Below are 20143 nucleotides of genomic sequence, written 5' to 3' on the forward strand. Positions count from 1 at the left end.
GAAAGGGTTTACCAATGTTTTGGACAACATGGAAACACGGAGAGACGATCGCTGCGCTGATCGAAGAAGTGGAGGCGCAAATTGCCCCGATCCATCGCTCGATTGAGAGGCTGGTTGACGGAAACCAGCATCGCGTCCTTGACAGTTTCCGCCGCCATCAAGTGAGCGACGGCCATTTCATCCCGACAACGGGCTACGGCTATGATGATGTCGGCCGTGACACGCTCGATCGCATTTACGCCGATGTATTCGGCGCGGAAGCCGGCCTAGTGCGCCCGCAAATCATTTCCGGCACGCACGCGATTGCCATCGCGCTGTTTGGCGTGCTGCGCCCGGGCGATGAATTGCTCTACATCACGGGCGCCCCTTATGACACGCTTGAGGAGATCGTCGGCGTCCGCGGCCGTGGCGTCGGTTCGCTGAACGAGTTTGGCATTCGTTATCGGAGCGTGCCGCTTACGGCGGACGGAGCCGTTGATTTTCCGGCGGTGCGCGAGGCGATCCACGAGCGGACGAAAATGATCGGCATCCAGCGCTCGCGCGGGTATACGACGCGCCCGTCGTTTACGGTCGATGAAATCGCCGAGATGATCGCCTTTGTCAAAACGATCAAGCCGGATGTCGTTGTGTTTGTCGACAATTGCTACGGGGAGTTTGTCGAGGAAAAAGAGCCTTGCCATGTCGGCGCCGATTTGATGGCCGGTTCGTTGATCAAAAACCCTGGAGGGGGATTGGCGAAAACAGGAGGGTATATCGTCGGCAGGCACCAATACGTCGAAGCGTGCGCCTATCGGATGACCTCGCCGGGCATCGGCGCCGAAGTCGGCCCTTCGCTGTACAGCCTGCTTGAGATGTATCAAGGGTTTTTCCTCGCTCCACACGTCGTCGGCCAAGCGCTCAAAGGGGCGGTGTTCACCGCCGCATTGCTCGAGCGGGTCGGGCTTGAGACTTCGCCGTCATGGAACGCGAAGCGCACCGATTTGGTGCAGTCGGTCCGCTTTAATGATCCAGAGCAAATGGTTGCTTTTTGCCAAGCCATTCAAGCGGCTTCCCCGGTGAACGCCCATTTCACTCCGTATCCGAGCGACATGCCCGGCTACGAGGATCAAGTGATCATGGCGGCGGGCACGTTCGTGCAAGGAGCCAGCATCGAGCTGACGGCGGACGGGCCGCTGCGTCCGCCATACGTGGCGTACGTGCAGGGCGGATTGACGTATTCTCATGTCAAAATCGCCGTTTGCTCCGCTGTTCACCGCTTGCTGGAACAGCAGCTCATTTGTTTGTGAGAAAAGGTAACATATAATTGACTGTTTTCTTCACATTATGATAAAATAAAGGTATGAAAAGCGAGGAGGAATTGGCATGAGCAGCCAAATTCGTCGTTCCATGCCATTGTTTCCGATCGGGATTGTGATGCAGCTGACGGACTTATCGGCCCGGCAAATTCGCTATTACGAAGAGCACGGCCTCGTCACGCCGGCGCGCACCGAAGGCAATCGGCGGCTGTTTTCGCTCAATGACATCGATCGTTTGCTTGAAATTAAAGATTTGATTGATCAAGGCGTCAACCTCGCTGGAATTAAGCGCATTTTTGCCGCGCGGCAGGAAGGGCGTCACGAACAGCCGGAAAAAGTCGACAAGGCAGGAAAGCCGAAGCTGTCGGACGAAGAGCTGCGCGAAATTTTGCGGACGGAGCTGCTTCAGGCCGGGCGGTTTCAGCGCGCATCGCTTCGCCAAGGAGATCTCGCTCGCTTCTTTCACTAACGATGGGAAATGATTTCGGAGCCGGTGAGGAGGTTCAAGATGGCAAAATATACGCGTGAAGACATTATGCGCATCGTCAAGGAAGAGAACGTCAAATACATCCGCCTGCAATTTACCGATATTTTAGGCACGATTAAAAACGTGGAAATTCCGATCAGCCAGCTGGAAAAAGCGCTGAACAACAAAATGATGTTTGACGGGTCGTCGATCGAGGGGTTTGTCCGCATCGAAGAATCGGACATGTATTTGTACCCTGATTTGGACACGTTTGTCATCTTTCCGTGGACGGCGGAAAAAGGGAAAGTCGCCCGCTTTATTTGCGACATTTACAATGCCGACGGCACGCCGTTTGAAGGCTGCCCGCGCTATAACTTAAAACGCGTGCTCAAAGAGATGGAAGCGCTCGGCTTCACGGCGTTCAACTTAGGGGCGGAACCGGAGTTTTTCCTCTTTAAGCTCGATGAAAAAGGGCACCCGACGATGGAGTTGAACGACCGCGGTGGCTATTTCGATTTAGCGCCGACGGATTTGGGGGAAAACTGCCGGCGGGACATCGTGCTTGAGCTCGAAGAAATGGGGTTTGAAATCGAAGCGTCCCATCACGAAGTTGCCCCAGGGCAGCATGAAATTGATTTCAAATACGCCCACGCCATCAAAGCGTGCGATGATATTCAGACGTTCAAGCTCGTCGTGAAGACGATCGCCCGCAAGCATGGGCTGCACGCGACGTTCATGCCGAAGCCGATTTTCGGCATCAACGGCTCGGGTATGCACTGCAACTTGTCGCTGTTCCGCAACGGGGAAAACGCCTTTTTTGATCCGAACGGCGAGTTGCAGTTGAGCGAAACGGCGCGCCAGTTTATCGCCGGCGTGCTGAAACACGCGCCGAACTTTACGGCGGTGACAAACCCGACCGTCAACTCGTACAAGCGGCTCGTTCCGGGCTATGAAGCGCCGTGCTATGTCGCTTGGTCGGCGCGCAACCGCAGCCCGCTCATTCGCATTCCGGCTTCGCGCGGCATGAGCACGCGCATTGAGGTGCGCAGCGTTGACCCGTCGGCGAACCCGTACTTAGCGATGGCGGTGCTGTTGGCGGCGGGGCTTGACGGCATTCGCAACAAACTCACCCCTCCGGCACCGGTGGACCGGAACATTTACGTCATGACGAAAGAAGAACGGCTCGAAGAAGGCATTGTCGATTTGCCGGCTACGCTCATTGAGGCGCTTGAAAACTTGAAGTCCGACGAAGTGATCGTCCAAGCGCTCGGCAAGCATTTATTCGAGCACTTCGTTGAAGCGAAAGAAATCGAGTGGGATATGTATCGGACGACCGTCCACCAATGGGAATTGGATCAATACATGGAGCTGTACTAATCAAAAAGAGGGTATCCCAAAAAGATCGGGATACCCTCTTTCGTTGCTCTATATACGTGCTGACTGCTTCGGCCGCACGATCGGTTGCGGTCGATCTTGAAGGCAGGCAACCTTTTGGGTTAGCTCCTCTTTTATATACGTACCGGCGCTTCCGGTCCATGATTGGTTGTGCCTACCCTGAAGCCAGACACCTTGTGGACCGGCTCTTTTTCCTGCGGTCTAACTTGTTCGGCTCGCGCGCTTTTGCCATGCCGCCTTGTGGGCCAGCCCTTTTCCGCGGCCGGCCGCTCACACCCGGCAACCTCGCTGTTCGGGTTTTGGCTCAAGCCCCGTCTGCCTCGTTGCAGCGGCGCGCGGCGTCAGCCGACAAGGTGATGGACGTTTGTCCGCCCCGTCCGCCGTCTTCGTTGCGCTTCCGTTAGCCGATCAGGCGATAGACGCCGATCACCTTGCCGAGAATCGTGCAATCGCGGACGATAATCGGCTCGAGATGAGCGTTTTCCGGCTGCAGGCGGATATGGTCCTTTTCTTTGAAAAAGCGCTTGACGGTCGCTTCATTGTCTTCGGTCATGGCCACGACGATGTCGCCGTTTTGGGCCGATGATTGCTGGCGGACGATGACGTAGTCGCCGTCCAAAATGCCGGCTTCGATCATGCTGTCGCCCATCACTTCAAGCATAAACAGCTGTTCTTCGCCGGCGGCGAGCCGTTTCGGCAGCGGGAAATAGTCCTCGATGTTTTCTACGGCCGTAATCGGCTGCCCGGCGGTCACTTTCCCGATAATCGGCACGGAGACGATGTCCTCGCCCTCTTTTTCCTTCCCGCCATCGTTGTCCAAAATTTCAATGGCGCGCGGCTTGGTCGGGTCGCGGCGGATGTATCCTTTGCTTTCCAACCGCGCCAAATGCCCATGGACAGTCGAACTCGACGCCAGTCCGACCGCCTCCCCAATCTCCCTCACCGACGGCGGATAGCCCTTCGTTTTGACTTCCTGCTTAATAAACTCTAAAATTTGCTGCTGCCGTTTCGACAGTTTCGTCATTCCCTGCACCTCCGGCAAGTCATTTGCCTTCATTATATCATGCCGAAAGGAAAAAAACAAACATAAGTTCGAATTTTTTGTTGACACAAACAAATGTTCCTGATTATAATGAAGGAAAGCGAACGAATATTCTCTTTTTGGGGTGGGGAAAATGAAGAAAACGTTTGTGCACTATCTAGTATTTTCAGTTTTGATGACGCTTTTCACAGCCGCGTTCATCTACGCTGGCAGCCCGGTCGATAAACAGGAATATGTGACGGTGACCGTCGCATCAGGCGATACGCTTTGGGGATTGGCCAAGCAATATGAACAGGAGCACGGCTTATCGCCGGACGAATTCATCCGCTGGGTGGTGGAGGTGAACCATCTTCGCAGTTCCCGTCTCACAGCGGGTGAACAGATCGTCATTCCCGTGTTAAAATCAAAGCGGGGCGGTTCATTGGCCGCCAATCAGTAACAAGAAAGAAGGGATGGCCATGAGGGCGGTCATTTATTGCCGCGTCAGCACGGACAAAAGCGAGCAGGAAACATCGCTGGCTCGGCAGCGGGAGGAGCTTGAACGGCTCGCGGCGGAAAGCGGATTTGAGGTGGTCAAGGTGATCGCCGAGCAGGCGAGCGGTTATGAAGCTGACCGTGACGGCGTGCTCGAGCTGCTCGAACTGTGTGAAGAGGGGCTCGTGGACGTCTTGCTCGTTCAAGACGAAACTCGGCTCGGGCGCGGCCATGCGCGCATGGCGCTGCTTCATTGCTTGAAAAAGCGAGGGGTCAAGCTATACAGCGCCAGCCACCGCGGAGAGATGCCGCTGTCCGAGGCCGATGAGATGGTGTTGTCGATCATTGCGATCGTCGAGGAGTATCAGCGGAAACTACATAACGCGAAAATCAAGCGCGGCATGCAGCGAGCCATCGCGCGCGGCTATCGTCCGGAGCGGAACTTGCGGCGCCAAGGAGAGAACGCGGGGCGCGATCGCATCGAACTGCCGATCGAAGAGATCGTCCGCCTGCGTGCGCGCGGTTTCACGTTTGCCGATATCGCCGCCACGCTCCGAAGCTTTGGCTATGAGGCGTCCAAAGCGACCGTTCATCGCCGCTACCAAGAATATATGGACGAGCGGCAAGCCGAACAGCCCAGCGGCTACGAGCCCGGCACCGAGCGCGATCAGGAATATACGGGCGAGCTGCAAGGAAGGCGCGCTGCGAAGCGATAGAAAGGCAGAGGAAGGCGGCCGAGGCGTCATTGTTGCCATCTTCGCGTTTTAGCAGATAACATAGAACGGAGAACGATCATCCTAACGAATAGGAGAAGATAACGGATGCTTGCCAAACAGAAATTAGACCGCATCAATGAACTGGCCAAAAAGGCGAAAACGTCTGGTTTGACGGCGGAAGAAACGATCGAACAGGCGAAGTTGCGCCGCGAATACATTCAGGCGTTCCGCAAGGCGATGACCGATATGCTTCATACCGTGACGGTCATCGATCCAAACGGGAACGATGTCACGCCGAAAAAGCTAAAAGAAAGTCAACGCCGGCGCCTCCATTAAGTGTTGGCGCCGCGCGGCGGCGTTCCCATGCTTCGTTGGGAAATTAAACGTTGTACAAGGGAGCCCATTTTCTATATGATAGTAAATGACACCATGTTGATGAAAGGGAGGAAGACGATGGCGCATTCAATCGAAGAATTAGCCATTACCACCATTCGAACGCTGTCGATCGACGCGATCGAAAAGGCGAAATCTGGGCATCCAGGCATGCCGATGGGAGCGGCGCCAATGGCGTATGTGCTTTGGACGAAATGGATGAACCACAATCCGGCCAATCCGAACTGGTTCAACCGCGACCGGTTTGTCCTGTCAGCGGGGCACGGCTCGATGCTGCTGTACAGCCTGCTTCATTTAAGCGGGTACGATGTGTCCATGGACGATCTCAAACAGTTTCGCCAATGGGGAAGCAAGACGCCGGGCCATCCGGAATACGGTCATACGCCAGGAGTGGAAGCAACGACCGGCCCGCTCGGGCAAGGAATTGCGATGGCCGTTGGCATGGCGATGGCCGAGCGGCATTTGGCGGCGACTTACAACCGCGACGGGTTTCCCATCATCGATCACTATACGTACGCGATTTGCGGCGACGGCGATTTAATGGAAGGGGTGGCGAGCGAGGCAGCGTCGCTTGCCGGCCATTTACAGCTCGGCCGCTTGATCGTCCTGTATGACTCGAACGACATTTCCTTGGACGGGGAGCTGAATTTATCGTTCTCAGAAAACGTCGCCCAACGCTTCCAAGCCTATGGCTGGCAATATTTGCGCGTTGAGGACGGCAACAACATTGAAGAAATCGCAAAAGCGTTGGAAGAAGCGCGGGCCGATCTCAGCCGGCCGACGCTCATTGAAGTCAAAACGACGATCGGCTACGGTGCGCCGACAAAAGCGGGCACATCCGGCGTTCACGGCGCTCCGCTCGGCGCGGAAGAAGCGAAGTTGACGAAGGAAGCGTACCGCTGGACGTTCGCCGAAGATTTCTACGTGCCGGAAGAGGTGTACGCCCATTTCCGGGAGACAGTGCAAGAACCGGGAGCGAAAAAGGAAGCGGAATGGAACGAGCTCTTTGCCGCTTACGAACAGGCGCATCCGGAGCTGGCCGCCCAGCTGAAGCAAGCGATCGCAGGAACGCTTCCTGCCGGCTGGGAAGCTGTGCTGCCGGTGTATGAAGCGGGCAAAAGCCTAGCGACCCGCTCGTCTTCTGGGGAAGTGATCAACGCCATCGCTAAAGCGGTGCCGCAATTGTTTGGCGGTTCGGCCGACTTGGCGAGCTCGAACAAAACGCTCATCAAAGGCGGCGGCAACTTCTTGCCGGGCAGCTACGAGGGCCGCAACATTTGGTTTGGCGTGCGCGAATTTGCCATGGGAGCGGCGTTGAACGGCATGGCGCTCCATGGTGGATTGAAGGTGTTCGGGGGCACGTTCTTCGTGTTTTCCGACTATTTGCGCCCGGCCATTCGACTCGCGGCGCTCATGGGGCTGCCGGTCACGTATGTGTTGACGCATGACAGCATCGCCGTCGGTGAAGATGGTCCGACGCACGAGCCGGTGGAGCATCTTGCTTCGCTTCGCGCCATGCCAAACTTGTCGGTCATCCGACCGGCCGATGCCAATGAAACCGCCGCAGCGTGGCGGCTGGCGCTGGAAGCGACAGACAAGCCGACCGCGCTCGTGTTGACGCGCCAAGATGTACCAACGTTGCCGCAAACGGCGGAGCTGGCGTATGAAGGCGTGAAAAAAGGCGCTTATGTCGTCTCACCGGCGAAAAACGGCGCTCCGGAGGCGCTGCTCTTGGCGACCGGGTCCGAAGTCAGCCTGGCGGTGAACGCGCAAGAAGCGCTCGCTGCTGAAGGCATTCACGTTTCCGTCATCAGCATGCCATCGTGGGACCGCTTTGAAGCGCAGCCAAAAGCGTACCGTGATGAAGTGATCCCGCCGACCGTAACGAAGCGGCTGGCCATTGAGATGGGCGCCTCGCTCGGCTGGGAGCGCTACGTCGGTCACGAGGGCGATGTGTTAGCCATCGACCGGTTTGGCGCCTCCGCACCGGGAGAAAAAATCATGGCTGAGTACGGCTTTACCGTCGACCACGTGGTTCGCCGCGTCAAAGCGCTGCTTGGAAAATGAGCGGAGAAAGCCGATCTTCCGGACGGATGACGACCTCCACTGCCTAGTTTATTGGGCGGATGTGAGGACATCGACCAGTTTCTTCGTTGCTTCGGAAGAGAGTTCGGGACAGCTGCCCTTGCGCCGCAGCAAGGGCGGCTTGTTTTTTGGCCCGCGGCCGTGCGGCTGAACCGCCTTCGCCGACGTTCGGGATGTCGTGCGTCAGTTACTCGCTTGTTGTTGGGCCGCGGCGGCGCGGCTGAACTGGCTGGGCCAAGCTTTGCCGCAAGCGGCCACAGGTTGAAAGGCTGTGCGCAAAAATCGACAATGTTAGTGAAAAAAATTGCCGGCAATAGACATATTTTTCCCCCCTTCTTTTTCTATAATAAAAACAGATGGAACGGAAATGGGGGATCGAACATGGTTCGTTATTGGATTTATTTGTTGAAGGATGAAGTGGCGGCGCATTATCGCCATCGGACGGAAAAAATTGTCGAACTGCTACGGGAGCATCAACACGCAAAAGCGCCGTTAAAAGCGATTTGCCGCAAGCAAGTGGAGTTCATCACCGAACGGTTGTCGTTTTCCCGTCTCGAGCTCGGCTTGAAACAATCGTTCACTGGACGCGTCGGCAAAAATTTGGAACGCAATATGTTCATTTTGCGCCATGAATCTGGAGAGGAAGCGCTCCTTGTCGTCCAAAAACGTCGTCTGTTGCTTGTCGCCGACAGCGCCGCGCTGGCTGCCGACATCGGACGGGCGCTCGCCAAACTAGCGCCAACGTTTTTGGCGGTGGCTGCCGATTTTGCTGATTACCATTGGTTATGCGCGCCGGCGCCAGGGAGAAAATTCGCATAATGTGAAGATTTTTGCGGCGGAATATTGTCTAATGGCGCATCGTTTAGTACACTGGTTAAAGAGACAACAAGAAGGAGGAAAATCGCTGCGATGTGGGATACGATTCTCGTTGGCGTGCTGGCGCTCATCGCCGGTGTGGCAATCGGGTTTTTCATCGCCCGTAAAACGATGATCAATTATTTGAAAAAAAATCCGCCGATCAATGAACAGATGATTCGGATGATGATGATGCAAATGGGCATGACGCCTTCGCAGAAGAAAATCAACCAGATGATGAAAATGATGAACAACCAGCTGAAATAAGGAAACATAGACACTCGATGAAGAGTGTCTTTTTATTTTGCGAAAATGTCCTTTCAAAATTTTTTCATTTTTGTTACAATGATATAGCGATTGTTCGGCAATCGAAGGAAGGAGATGGGACTGTGCGCGTGTTTCGCGACTTGTTTTGGTTTTTTCGCCAAGAGAAAAAAGCGTACATGACCGGTGTGTTGCTGCTTGTGGTCGTCGCCTTTTTCGAAACCGTTCCGCCGAAAGTGATCGGCATTTTGGTTGACCATATGAAAAATGGAACGATGACGCGCGGCGTGCTTGTTCGCTGGCTTGCCGTCCTTGCCGTTGTGGCGGCGGCTCTCTATGGGCTTCGCTATGCTTGGCGCATTTGCATTTTCGGAGCGGCCGTCAAGCTCACTCGCCAGCTCCGCAATGAGTTGTATGAACACTTTACGAAGATGTCGCCGTCGTTTTACCAGCGGAAGCGGATCGGCGATCTGATGGCTCACGCGACCAATGACTTGCAAGCGATCCAGCAAACGGCCGGCAGCGGCATTTTGACGCTTGTCGATTCGCTAACGCTCGGCGGATTTGTGCTGGCGACCATGGCGGTTTCGATCAGCTGGAAGCTGACCGTCATCAGTCTATTGCCGCTGCCGGTGATGGCGGTGGCGACGAGCCGCTACGGAACGATCCTTCATCGGCGGTTTGTCACGGCGCAAGAGGCGTTTTCGTCACTCAACGATAAAGTGCAGGAAAGCATCAGCGGCGTTCGGGTGATCAAAGCGTTTGGTTATGAAAAACAAGATGTGGAGGCGTTTCGCCGTCAATCGGAAGATGTGGTGGCTAAAAATATCGCTGTCGCCAAAATTGATGCGCTCTTTGACCCGACGATCGGCTTCCTTGTCGGGCTGTCGTTTTTCCTCGCGGTCGCGTTTGGAAGCGAAATGGTGTTGACCGGCGAACTGACGATTGGGGAGCTCGTGTCGTTTACCACCTATCTCGGCTTGCTCATTTGGCCGATGTTGGCGTTCGGCTGGCTGTTTAACATCGTTGAGCGCGGGCGCGCCTCGTATGACCGGGTGCGGGCGCTGCTGGCCGAGCAGGATGAAATTCACGAAGCTCCCGATTCCATCGATGTTCCCCCGCGCGGCGACATCGAGTACGACATCAAGCGGTTCGCCTATCCCGGGGAGATGAGGACGGCGCTTTCGGACATTCGGTTTCGGCTCAAGAGCGGGGCGACGCTTGGCGTTGTCGGCAAAACCGGGGCCGGGAAAACGACGCTGCTTCGTCTGTTGCTGCGCGAGTTTGACGGCTATGACGGAGAAATTCGCTTCGGCGGCCGCGACATTCGCAGTTACACGCTGTCGGCGCTCCGCTCGGCGATCGGTTACGTCCCGCAAGACCATTTTTTGTTTTCGGCTTCCGTGCGCGACAATATCGCCTTCGCCCAACCGGAGGCCGAGGAAAAGGAAATCGTGCGGGCGGCGCAGCTCGCCCATATTCATGAGGACATTCTTCAATTTCCAGACGGCTATGCGACCGTTGTCGGCGAGCGCGGCGTTTCTTTGTCAGGCGGGCAAAAACAGCGGTTGTCGATCGCACGGGCGCTGTTGACAAATCCGGAAGTGCTCATTTTGGACGACGCGTTGTCGGCGGTTGACGCGAAAACGGAAGCGCGCATTTTGGCCGCCTTAAAACAAGAGCGGCGCGGCAAAACGACGATCATCGCCGCTCATCGTTTAAGCGCGGTCGAGCATGCCGATTGGATCGTGGTGCTCGATGGCGGACGAATCGTGCAGGCCGGAACCCACGAGAAGCTTGTGGCCGAAGACGGCTGGTATCGCGATATGCATCAGCGCCAACAGCTCGAAGCGTTCGTGGAAGGATCACAGATCGGAGGGATGGCATGAACGGACAGACGTTGACGGCCAAAGAACAGCGGCGAGTCCTTTGGCGGTTGCTTTCTTACATGGGGAGATACAAAAAGGAAGCCGCGCTTGCGTTTTTCCTTCTTCTTTTGTCCACGGCCGGCGAGCTTGCCGGACCGTACTTGGTGAAGGTGTTCATCGATGATTATCTCATGCCGGGCCGCCTGGCTTTTGAGCCGGTGGCGGCGTTGGCTGCCGCTTATCTCGGCGTGCTCGGGGCGAAAACCGTGATCACGTACTTTCAGCTTGTTGAATTTCAGCGGCTCGCTTTATATATTATTCAAGCGTTGCGGATGGACGTGTTTTCCAAGGTGCATCGCCTTGGGATGAGCTATTTCGACCGAACGCCAGGCGGCAGCATCGTCTCGCGGGTCACGAATGACACGGAAGCCATCAAAGACATGTTTATTAGCGTTTTAGCGGTGTTTGTGCAAAACGGTCTGTTTGTCATTGGCGTGTTTATCACCATGTTTGTGCTCAACGTCCGGCTCGCGTTGTTTTGCCTGTTCATTCTGCCGGCCATCGCGCTCATTATGCGCACGTATCGCCGTTACAGCTCGGTATTTTATCAAGACATGCGCGAGCGGCTGAGCGAACTGAATGCCAAATTGAATGAGTCGCTGCAAGGGATGGCCATCATTCAAGCGTTTCGTCAACAGCAGCGCCTCTACCGGGAGTTCGCGGCTGTGAATGAGGCGCATTACCGGGCGGGGATGCGAAACATCCGCCTTGACGGGCTGTTGCTTCGGCCGGCGATCGATGTGATCTATATGGCTTCGATTATGGTTGTGCTTGGCTTTTTTGGCATTTCGGCGCTCGAAAGCCCGGTTGAGATCGGCGTGCTTTACGCTTTTGTCAACTATTTGGAGCGCTTTTTTGAGCCGGTGACGCAAATGATGATGCGCCTGTCGCTGTATCAACAGGCGATCGTTTCCGCCTCGCGCGTCTTTGCCCTTCTTGACCGTGAAGAGGAGGCGCCGTTTCATCCGGAACAAGCTCCGTATACGATCGAGCGCGGTGAAATTGAGTTTCGCGATGTCAGTTTTTCTTACGATGGCAAACGAGATGTCGTAAAGCGCGTGTCATTTGTGATTCAACCCGGACAGACGGTCGCGTTTGTCGGCCATACGGGCAGCGGCAAAAGTTCGATCATCAACTTGCTCATGCGCTTTTACGAGTTTGACCGCGGCGATATTTTGCTTGACGGCCGGTCGATCCGCGATTATTCGCGCGCCGAGCTCCGCCGCCGGCTAGGCCTTGTCTTGCAAGATCCGTTTTTGTTTTACGGAACGGTGCGGGACAACATTCGCATGTACAACGAAACTATCGATGAGGAGCGGGTGAGGGCGGCCGCTCGATTGGTGCAGGCCGAGCCGTTCATTGAGCAGCTGCCAGGGGGCTACGACCATGTGCTCGCTGAGCGCGGGGCGACGTTATCGAGCGGTCAGCGCCAGCTTCTTTCCTTTGCGCGCACGATCGCCGCTGATCCGAAAATTTTGGTGCTCGATGAAGCGACCGCCCATATTGACACGGAAACCGAGGAAGCGATTCAAGAAGCGCTCGCGCGAATGCGAAAAGGGCGGACGACGCTGGTGATCGCCCACCGTTTGTCCACCATTCAAGACGCGGATCAAATTTTCGTCCTAAAGCGCGGCGAAATCGTTGAGCGCGGCACGCACCAGCAGCTCTTGGCGCAACGGGGGATTTATTATCAAATGTATTTGCTGCAAAACGGCCTTGTCGATGCCCGCCGCTAGGCGGGGCATCGGCAAGGTTTTTCGTTTTGGCCGCCGGCAGCGTTCGATGGGCGCTTTTGGGCAAAGAAAAAGCGCCGGTTCCGCTTTAGCGGGAGGCGCTTTGCTTTCGCTCGTTTCTTTGCTCGCGCTGATAAGCGTTGAGCAGCGTGTCGAGTTCTTTGCTGATTTTCATGGCGGCCGGCGAGTTCAGGCCGGTTTTGGCGACGATATCGACAAGCTCCATCCGTTTTTGTTCAATCAATGTCAATAAGCTTTGTTTTGGCACGAAAAATCGCCCTTTTCCTCTTGTATTTTATACTATTTTACCAATGAATACAAAAATGGAAAATAGAAAAATTGTCCAAAAAACATGAGAAACGCATTATACGAAAGGGCGGATTTTTGCTAAAATAGAAATATAGATCGGTTGTAATAAACCATTTCCGATCTCCATGTCCCGTCTTTATCATCTAACAAGCTGGCAAGGTGACAAGAAGAGCGAGCAATGCTACGTAAAACAAAATGAGAATTTCCGATTTTTCATTGCGGGTTTCATCATAAGTACAAGCCGTTATGAGAGTCATCAGCGGGATGGAAAACAAAATGGCAACTTATATAGAAACGACTAGGAGTGAATTCGCCCGTGAATCAATTGAATGTGTTTCTCGCATTTGGCGCCGGGTTTTTGTCATTTCTTTCCCCGTGCACTCTGCCGCTTTATCCGGCGTTTTTATCCTATATTACCGGCATGTCGGTCAGCGAGCTGAAAGAAGAAAACGCGATGCTCAATCGCCGCAGCCTATGGCATACGGGTTGTTTTTTGCTCGGATTTTCGCTCATTTTTGTTTCGCTCGGCTTCGGCACCTCGCTAATCGGACGCTTGTTTGTCGATTACCAAGATGTGATTCGGCAAATCGGCGCCGTGGTGATCGCCGCGCTCGGTCTCGTCGTGGCCGGGGTATGGAAGCCGGGATTTTTGCTGCAAGATCGGCGTGTATCGTTTCGTGAGCGGCCCTCCGGCTATGTCGGCTCGATGCTGATCGGCATGGCGTTTGCCGCCGGCTGGACGCCGTGCATGGGCCCGATTTTAGTGGCTGTCGTGGCGCTGGCGGCCACCCATCCCGGGTCGGGAATCCTCTATATGCTCGCTTATGCGCTCGGTTTTGCCGTCCCGTTTTTCGTACTGTCGTTTTTCCTTGGCAAGCTGCAATGGATTCATCGCCATAGCGCGTCCATGATGAAAGCGGGCGGCTATGTCATGATCGCGATGGGCGTGATTTTGTATTTTGATTGGATGACGAAACTGATTGGGTATGCGACGAGCTTGTTTGGCGGCTTTACCGGGTTTTGATTTTACAACATTTTCGTGGAAAACGCTATGTCGCCTTTGACCGAGCAATGAAGGCGCTTATGTTTTGCTTTTACAAGATTTTCGTGGAAAAGGAGAGAGTGGGATATGGCTTCTGTTTTAGTGGTCGATGACGCGAAGTTCATGCGGGTGACGTTGGCGCGCATTTTGCAGAAGGGGCATCATGAGGTAGCCGGCGAGGCGGAAAACGGCAAGGATGCGGTGGAATTGTACCGTCGTCTGCGCCCCGATCTCGTCATTATGGACATCACGATGCCGGTAATGAACGGCATCGAGGCGGTGCGGGCGATCAAGGAGTTGGATCCGGGAGCGAAAATCATCATCTGCTCGGCGCTCGGCCAGCAGCGCATGGTCGTGGAAGCGGTCGAGGCGGGGGCGGCGGATTTCATCGTCAAGCCCTTCGAAGAACAACGCGTGCTGGAAGCGGTCGCCCGCCTTTTATAAAAAGACTTGCACTTGGGAAAGGGAGTTTCTGGGTATAATCGGCACGCGTGGTGGTAGGCAAGCGAAACGGTTTTTGCTATAATAACGTTGTCCAGCTACTTTTGTCGGAAGAAGGTGATGGCTTTGACGCTCGTTACCTCGCTCATGGCCGTCGTGATGGCGTTTTTCATCTTTTTTGTGCGCATAAAGGCGTCGGAAAAGCCGACCAACGCCAAAAAAATCATTTTGCCGCCGCTGTTTATGAGCACCGGCGCGCTGATGTTTATTGATCCGGTGTTCCGGGTCACGCGCGGCGAGCTCATCGAAGCGGTCGTTCTCGGGTTGTTTTTTTCGTTGTTCCTCATCAAAACATCGAAATTTGAAGTTCGCGGCCATGACATTTATTTGAAACGTTCGAAGGCGTTCATTTGGATTTTGCTCGGGTTGATCATCATTCGCCTCGGTTTGAAAACGTATTTAGGGCGGACGATTGATTACCGCCAATTAAGCGGGATGTTTTACTTGCTGGCGTTTTCGATGATCGTCCCGTGGCGAATCGCCATGTACGTTTCATATCGGAAGCTGGCCGCGCGGTTGAAGCCGCCGGTCCTCACATAAATGATGGCGTCCCGAAAAATGATATTATCCCTCTAGTGTAGACAGTTGGGAAAATGCCCATACTGTCAGTAAAAACACTGGAGGGATTTGTTTATGTTCGAGACCAAGCAAACACCGAAAGGGAAGACCACTTATTCCGTGGAGTTTAAATGGAGGGCTGTCCAGATGTACATCGAAGAAGGATGGGGATATAAGCGGATATGCCAAGAGTTAGGGATTCCCTGCACGAAAACGATCAGACTTTGGGTAAAACGTTACCATGAACATGGTCTAAAAGGGCTCGAAGAACGGCGCGGGACATCCAAGTCTCCATTCAAGGGAAGGCCTCGAAAAAAAGAGTGCAGTTTAGAGGAAGAGAATCGAAGACTGAAAGCAGAGAATGATTATTTAAAAAAGTTACGAGAGCTGGCAAGGAGGTGAAACCGAAAGAGCGGTTCTCGATCATTCAGGAGTTATCCAACACCTATCCGATTGCCTGGCTATGCCAACTGGCCGGTGTGTCAAGAAGTGGATACTATCGATGGATGAACCAGCAGGGAATCGTCACAGAGAAGCAAAAGGAAAATGAACAAATCAAACAAATGATCCTCGAATGCCATCAAAAGGTCAATGGGATCTATGGATACTACCGCGTGAAAGCATGGATAAAACGAAATTATGGGAAGACCGTGAATCATAAGCGAGTGTACCGACTGATGAAAGAGTTGGGGGTTCAGGCCAAAATCCGTCGAAAAAAGCCGAAGTATAAAGCGGGAAAGGAGAATATCGTAGCGTCGAACGTGTTAAACCGTGATTTTGTGGCCACTGCAGCCAACCAAAAATGGGTGACGGATATTACCTATGTGCCATTTCAAGGAACCTATTTGTATCTGTCTGCTATTAAAGATCTGTACAACAATGAAATCATTGCGTATCGCATCAGTCGTTCGAATGACTTAAAATTGGTGATCGAAACTGTCAAGGATGCCATCAAAAAACGGGATGCGCGAGGAGTCCTTCTCCATAGCGATCAAGGCTCCCAGTACACATCCCGCCAGTACCATCAACTGCTGAAGGCTCATCATATCATTCCTAGTATGTCCAGAAGAGGAAACTGTTTAGACAATGCCTGCATGGAAAATTTTTTCGGGCATTTGAAATCGGAAATGGTGGACCTTCCCACCTTTGAAACGGAAGAGGAAATGATCGAGGCGATCGATCAGTACATGTATTTTTATAATTATGAACGGTGCCAGAAAAAACTAGACTACCTCAGCCCAGTGGAATACCGAATTGCCCAAGCAGCCTAGCAGACGAACGGCTGAGAATGTCTCCTTCTTCAGCTTGCCAACGATGAAGTGGAATGAAGGAGACGTTGTCAAGTGCTTTCCTTGACAACGTTTCCTCATTCCACTATCCTAACAAGCAGCTGAAGAAGGTGGGTATTTTTCACACTGTCTACTTGACAGGGATATGTTCAAAACGAGCGGGGCGCTTTTTTACGCTCGCGAACCGCTTTTTCGGGAAAGCAGCGAACGGTCAGCGGCTTTCTAGCAAATGCTGATAAGGAGCGAGATCGATGTTTTTCGCCTGCAATGTCCGAATCAAAAATTTGTGGTCGCGCTTCGGCGTTGCGATGATGTAACCGCGAATCAACAGGTCGCGCGTGATGCGCGGCGCCCGTTCCTTCAAGGCAAGTTCACCGATTTTGCCGGCGATCTTTTGCCGCGCGACGTCACGGAACAATTCGGGCACGGGACGAACGAGTTCCTCAAGAAGCGCTTTTTCTTCTTCCCCCCATAAATGACGCGTCTGTTCAATGTAATACTCCTGCCAGTCCAGCTCCGATTTTCCGTCTTCTTTCGGCAGTCGCTTTAAAAACTTGCGGAACATGAAAAAACCGCCAATGGACATCATGACGAGCAAAAAAACGACCCAAAACAGAATAAACCAGAGAAACCATCCCGTCAGCATGATCCCCACTCCCATGCGTTAATTCGGTGCTATGCGCCCTTTGCCATGTCAAGCCATTGGGTGCGACGGCCGCCGGGTTGTATTCCAACCAAAAGGCGATCCCGCTTTCCGACTGGATTTGGCGCAAGATTCGTCTATTATTATGTCGAAAAGCGTGCCGTTTGGCAAGTTTGGCGCCGCCTCGGCTCAAAACGCGCTCCCGCTGTTTTGCCACAAAGAAACCGATAGCGGCGCCTGTCATCGATCGTAACGCAACTGTAACGCAACTGTAAAAAAGCTTGTCCCGCCTTAGAACAACAAGCGTTCGCAAGGTAAGCCTAGATAGGAATGGAAATGATAGACAGTGACGTCCTTCCCGCCGCCTGCTAATCTATCTAATAGACAAAGAAGCTAGGAGGAACGTGTAGAGCTAGGGAGGGATCGAAGGAATGAAAAAGACGATGATCGCGCTCGCTGCCGCCTGTTTTCTGGCGTTCGGCTGGCAGGGGGCGACGACGGAAGCGGCTGGCTCGTATACATACTATCAAGTAAAAAAGGGCGATACGCTGTCAGCGATCGCCAAGCGATACCATACGACCGTTTCATCGCTGCGTGCGCTAAACGGCTTAAAGCATGACTTCATTTACGCTGGAGAACGGCTGAAAGTTCCGACGGCAGGGAAACGGACGGCTTCGGCGCCGGCAAAGAAGAAATCGATCACATTAAGCGCCGCTGACCGGAAGCTGCTCGCTCAGTTGGTGCAGGCGGAGACCGGTTCGAGCGAGCCGTTTGCCGGCAAGGTGGAAGTGGCGCTTGTCGTTTTCAACCGCACAACGCATCCAGAGTTTCCAAAAACGGTGCGCGGCGTCATTTATCAAAAGACGAAATCCGGTTATGCGTTTGTGCCGGTCAAAACGGGAAAGTTGACCGGCATTCGGCCGACCAAGCAAGATTACGCGGCCGTTGACAAGGCGTTGGCCTTGTTTCCGAGCGACCGCCGCGGCTCACTTTATTTCTACAATCCGAAAGTCACCAAAGACAAATGGATGTTGTCGCGCCCGGTGACGATTCGCATTGGGCATCACGTCTTTACGAAATAAACGGTTCGGCTTCAAAAAGGATGGCCGGTTGAGTAAAGCACAGCCGACCGACAAAGAGGAGAGCGTTTCCCCGCTTTTGGGGACGCTCTTTTTTTCTACGAAAGTCGCTCTTCGACGAGTTGTGATGTTCATGCTAGTGCAGGGAAAAACATGTTCCGCCGCCATGTTGTTGAGAAAAAGCGGGGTTTTCTGGCTTCGTGAGGGTCAACCGTGTTCTCGATGTTTTCGCACTGACGGTCATGACACCGCTGACAAAGGCGGGCGCTTTTCGACCGGTGGAGCGGTGTCCGGCCAGCGGATCGGTTCAACGTTTCCGCGGGAAGACGGCAGGAGTTTGCCGGTGCGGTTGCGAATGTGTTGATCAAGGGGGGAGCGGCTGTGAAAAGAGTCGATCTTGTCTACGAAACGCTGCAAGAATGGGAACGGAATGGGAAGCGGTGGGTAAGCGCTGAAGAGTTGGCTCTCGCTCTCGGGTTGGACTGAGCATCGCTGCTGCAACAAGAAGCCGGCGGGCAATCGACCGTTGTGACACTGCTCATGGTGCACGCTCAAGACCATTTAATGACCGCGATGGCAGTCAAAGAGTTGGCCGCGGAAGTTATCGAACTGTACGAACGAATGACTCCGTAAGCCGTTCCCCTTGCCCGCGATCGTCTGGGAGAACGGTGAAAAACGGCTGATTCCCTTACTCAATGGGGAGAATAGACGAAAAGCAGGATCGATGCAACAAGGTTTTTCGAATTGAGAAATGACACGGTAAAGCCGTATTTACGATTCAATCACCAGCCTCCTAGAAGGCCGGTGATTGAAGGAAGCAGGCCGTTTACCGGCCTCGTTTCTCAAATAGAAAAGCCCTGTCGCATCGGTATCGCCTTTCACACGCTCCCCCCATTGCTCAAAAGAAACAACCGTTTTTCACCGACTTTCTAGGCAAGGGGGCAGAAAAACAAATCGATTTTGTATACCATAATATTATTACGTAAACTCGTTGAGGCCGCGGCGAAACACCAGTGTCCAAAAGCAACGCCGGAAGTACAATCCGGTTCAAGGTGTGAACAAGCGACGCCGGACGAACCAAACAAGGGAGCGGCGCCCTATGACCGGGCCGAAGCGGTCAGCGCCGCTCCAAGATGTTTACATGTCGTGGCTTGTATTATGCTTTTGCCGCGTATGGTTGCGGTTTTTCACTTTTTTCGAACCGTCAAGCGGCTCCGGCTGCCCGGGATTGTCGCCTTTTGGCGCGTTTTTGCGCATATCTTTGCCATCGTTTTTGTTTGTCATTGGTTGTCCCTCCTTTGTCCGTTAGCATGCGGCGTTGTGCTTTCGCTTATTCAGCGCATAATTTGCGCCCAGTTTGAAACGATAAGTAGTGAACGACCGCGAAGGAGGGACGAGCGATGGTGTATCATAAAACGAAACAGGACGCGTTTCAAGCGGCGCAAAAGGCGACGATGGAAGCGAAAGAATGGCACGATCACTTGGTGCGCGATCAAGCCGACTACGGCCACCAGCTGGCCCATCTGCGTCAGGAAATCAACGAGGCGTTCGCCCAAATTGAAAACGCGCTCGAAGTCGCCTCGGAAACACAGCGCGTGCAGCTCGAGAAATTTCGCAGCGACTTGCAGGCCATTGTGGAGGAAATCAATCAAAACGAGTAAGGGAATGCCGGCGGCGGACATTCCCTTTTTTGTGCGCTATGGCAGGCCGGGATGGCGGAGCGGCCGCCACGCTACTGGTTCTTTTTTCGTTTTTTGTTGTTTTGGCGCTGCGCTTCAGTCAGCGGTTCATTGGAAAACTCTTCGTTGTAGCCGGCGCCCATCCCTTGCGCTTTAGCCGCGTTCATGCCGGGAATGACGTGATTGGCTTTTCGTTTGGCCATTTCGTTCACCTCCGGTTGTAGTTTGTGATGAAACAAGGGGATTATTCCGACTAGGGCGTGATAAGAAAACAAGGAGGAAGGTCATTAGAAATCCATGATTTACAGTCCTTCCCGTTTTATAATAAGATAAAGTCGTGCCAAGCTTTGCGAGGAATGCGAGAATGGATACGATTTTTTCGACTTTTGCGCAAAAA

Annotated in this window: 23 protein-coding genes and 1 pseudogene; 19 read left to right on the plus strand and 5 right to left on the minus strand. The window is 53.7% G+C overall.

Annotated features, from left to right (window positions below; genetic code table 11):
• The first annotated feature begins 14 nt into the window (after positions 1-14).
• From ACTVIM_RS06485 to glnA, 3 genes are all read left to right on the plus strand, one after another.
• Positions 15-1286 (plus strand): methionine gamma-lyase family protein, encoded by a 1272-nt coding sequence (locus tag ACTVIM_RS06485; RefSeq protein ID WP_342443805.1) that lies wholly within the window; start codon positions 15-17, stop codon positions 1284-1286.
• Positions 1287-1362: 76 nt separating this feature from the next.
• Entirely contained in the window at positions 1363-1764 is a 402-nt protein-coding gene (locus ACTVIM_RS06490) for a MerR family transcriptional regulator (RefSeq protein ID WP_033023211.1), read from the plus strand.
• Between the two features lie 39 nt (positions 1765-1803).
• Positions 1804-3138, plus strand: a complete 1335-nt coding sequence (gene glnA, locus ACTVIM_RS06495) for a type I glutamate--ammonia ligase (protein ID WP_033023213.1) — start codon at positions 1804-1806, stop codon at positions 3136-3138.
• Between the two features lie 418 nt (positions 3139-3556).
• Here glnA and lexA read toward each other — a convergent pair whose 3' ends face one another.
• Positions 3557-4180 (minus strand): transcriptional repressor LexA, encoded by a 624-nt coding sequence (lexA, locus tag ACTVIM_RS06500; protein WP_033023215.1) that lies wholly within the window; start codon positions 4178-4180, stop codon positions 3557-3559.
• A 151-nt stretch (positions 4181-4331) separates the two neighbouring features.
• On the opposite strand from lexA, the gene yneA reads away from it, so the two are divergent.
• From yneA to ACTVIM_RS06540, 8 genes are all read left to right on the plus strand, one after another.
• On the plus strand, positions 4332-4637 hold the full coding sequence (gene yneA, locus ACTVIM_RS06505; protein WP_033023273.1) for a cell division suppressor protein YneA: 306 nt from the start codon (positions 4332-4334) through the stop codon (positions 4635-4637).
• Between the two features lie 19 nt (positions 4638-4656).
• Positions 4657-5388, plus strand: a complete 732-nt coding sequence (locus tag ACTVIM_RS06510) for a YneB family resolvase-like protein (RefSeq protein ID WP_445613986.1) — start codon at positions 4657-4659, stop codon at positions 5386-5388.
• A gap of 105 nt (positions 5389-5493) precedes the next feature.
• Positions 5494-5724: a DUF896 domain-containing protein gene (locus tag ACTVIM_RS06515; RefSeq protein ID WP_033023217.1), complete on the plus strand. Its 231-nt coding sequence runs from the start codon at positions 5494-5496 to the stop codon at positions 5722-5724.
• Between the two features lie 117 nt (positions 5725-5841).
• Positions 5842-7848: a transketolase gene (gene tkt, locus ACTVIM_RS06520; RefSeq protein ID WP_144973879.1), complete on the plus strand. Its 2007-nt coding sequence runs from the start codon at positions 5842-5844 to the stop codon at positions 7846-7848.
• A gap of 399 nt (positions 7849-8247) precedes the next feature.
• Positions 8248-8685 carry a sporulation inhibitor of replication protein SirA gene (sirA, locus tag ACTVIM_RS06525; protein WP_144973881.1) on the plus strand — a complete coding sequence of 146 codons (438 nt, stop codon included), beginning with the start codon at positions 8248-8250 and terminating at the stop codon, positions 8683-8685.
• Positions 8686-8775: 90 nt separating this feature from the next.
• Positions 8776-8988 carry a YneF family protein gene (locus tag ACTVIM_RS06530; RefSeq protein ID WP_033023223.1) on the plus strand — a complete coding sequence of 71 codons (213 nt, stop codon included), beginning with the start codon at positions 8776-8778 and terminating at the stop codon, positions 8986-8988.
• Between the two features lie 122 nt (positions 8989-9110).
• Positions 9111-10874 (plus strand): ABC transporter transmembrane domain-containing protein, encoded by a 1764-nt coding sequence (locus ACTVIM_RS06535; protein ID WP_445613987.1) that lies wholly within the window; start codon positions 9111-9113, stop codon positions 10872-10874.
• Entirely contained in the window at positions 10871-12649 is a 1779-nt protein-coding gene (locus ACTVIM_RS06540) for an ABC transporter ATP-binding protein (protein WP_445613988.1), read from the plus strand. The genes ACTVIM_RS06535 and ACTVIM_RS06540 overlap by 4 nt, the downstream gene beginning before the upstream one ends.
• 85 nt (positions 12650-12734) lie before the next feature.
• Here the strand turns inward: ACTVIM_RS06540 and ACTVIM_RS06545 are convergent, their stop codons facing one another.
• Positions 12735-12914, minus strand: a complete 180-nt coding sequence (locus tag ACTVIM_RS06545) for an aspartyl-phosphate phosphatase Spo0E family protein (RefSeq protein ID WP_033023226.1) — start codon at positions 12912-12914, stop codon at positions 12735-12737.
• A 357-nt stretch (positions 12915-13271) separates the two neighbouring features.
• Here ACTVIM_RS06545 and ACTVIM_RS06550 point away from each other — a divergent pair, with 357 nt between their 5' ends.
• From ACTVIM_RS06550 to ACTVIM_RS06570, 5 genes are all read left to right on the plus strand, one after another.
• Positions 13272-13979, plus strand: a complete 708-nt coding sequence (locus tag ACTVIM_RS06550; protein ID WP_033023228.1) for a cytochrome c biogenesis CcdA family protein — start codon at positions 13272-13274, stop codon at positions 13977-13979.
• 105 nt (positions 13980-14084) lie between these two features.
• Positions 14085-14441: a response regulator gene (locus ACTVIM_RS06555; RefSeq protein ID WP_033023231.1), complete on the plus strand. Its 357-nt coding sequence runs from the start codon at positions 14085-14087 to the stop codon at positions 14439-14441.
• Between the two features lie 117 nt (positions 14442-14558).
• Complete coding sequence (locus tag ACTVIM_RS06560) at positions 14559-15038, plus strand: CcdC family protein (protein WP_445613989.1); 480 nt, start codon at positions 14559-14561, stop codon at positions 15036-15038.
• A gap of 165 nt (positions 15039-15203) precedes the next feature.
• Positions 15204-15458, plus strand: a complete 255-nt coding sequence (locus tag ACTVIM_RS06565) for a helix-turn-helix domain-containing protein (RefSeq protein WP_108430427.1) — start codon at positions 15204-15206, stop codon at positions 15456-15458.
• Entirely contained in the window at positions 15455-16327 is an 873-nt protein-coding gene (locus tag ACTVIM_RS06570; RefSeq protein ID WP_011231374.1) for an IS3 family transposase, read from the plus strand. Before ACTVIM_RS06565 ends, ACTVIM_RS06570 begins: the two co-directional genes overlap by 4 nt.
• A 229-nt stretch (positions 16328-16556) precedes the next feature.
• Here the strand turns inward: ACTVIM_RS06570 and ACTVIM_RS06575 are convergent, their stop codons facing one another.
• Entirely contained in the window at positions 16557-16991 is a 435-nt protein-coding gene (locus ACTVIM_RS06575; protein WP_445613990.1) for a DUF2621 domain-containing protein, read from the minus strand.
• Between the two features lie 428 nt (positions 16992-17419).
• Here ACTVIM_RS06575 and ACTVIM_RS06580 point away from each other — a divergent pair, with 428 nt between their 5' ends.
• Both ACTVIM_RS06580 and ACTVIM_RS06585 read left to right on the plus strand, forming a co-directional pair.
• A complete protein-coding gene (locus tag ACTVIM_RS06580; protein ID WP_445613991.1) occupies positions 17420-18070 on the plus strand; it encodes a cell wall hydrolase in 651 nt (216 codons plus the stop codon).
• 489 nt (positions 18071-18559) lie between these two features.
• A pseudogene (locus ACTVIM_RS06585) lies at positions 18560-18700 on the plus strand (PTS lactose/cellobiose transporter subunit IIA); the annotation flags it as partial.
• A 504-nt stretch (positions 18701-19204) separates the two neighbouring features.
• Here the strand turns inward: ACTVIM_RS06585 and ACTVIM_RS06590 are convergent.
• Positions 19205-19351, minus strand: a complete 147-nt coding sequence (locus ACTVIM_RS06590; RefSeq protein ID WP_011230843.1) for a small acid-soluble spore protein P — start codon at positions 19349-19351, stop codon at positions 19205-19207.
• A gap of 116 nt (positions 19352-19467) precedes the next feature.
• Between ACTVIM_RS06590 and ACTVIM_RS06595 the strand changes: the two genes are divergently transcribed.
• Positions 19468-19728, plus strand: a complete 261-nt coding sequence (locus tag ACTVIM_RS06595; protein WP_033022437.1) for a hypothetical protein — start codon at positions 19468-19470, stop codon at positions 19726-19728.
• A gap of 71 nt (positions 19729-19799) precedes the next feature.
• Here ACTVIM_RS06595 and sspO read toward each other — a convergent pair whose 3' ends face one another.
• On the minus strand, positions 19800-19949 hold the full coding sequence (gene sspO / locus ACTVIM_RS06600; RefSeq protein WP_008879509.1) for a small acid-soluble spore protein O: 150 nt from the start codon (positions 19947-19949) through the stop codon (positions 19800-19802).
• Between the last annotated feature and the right edge of the window lie 194 nt (positions 19950-20143).

This window comes from Geobacillus sp. YF-1, assembly GCF_052692335.1.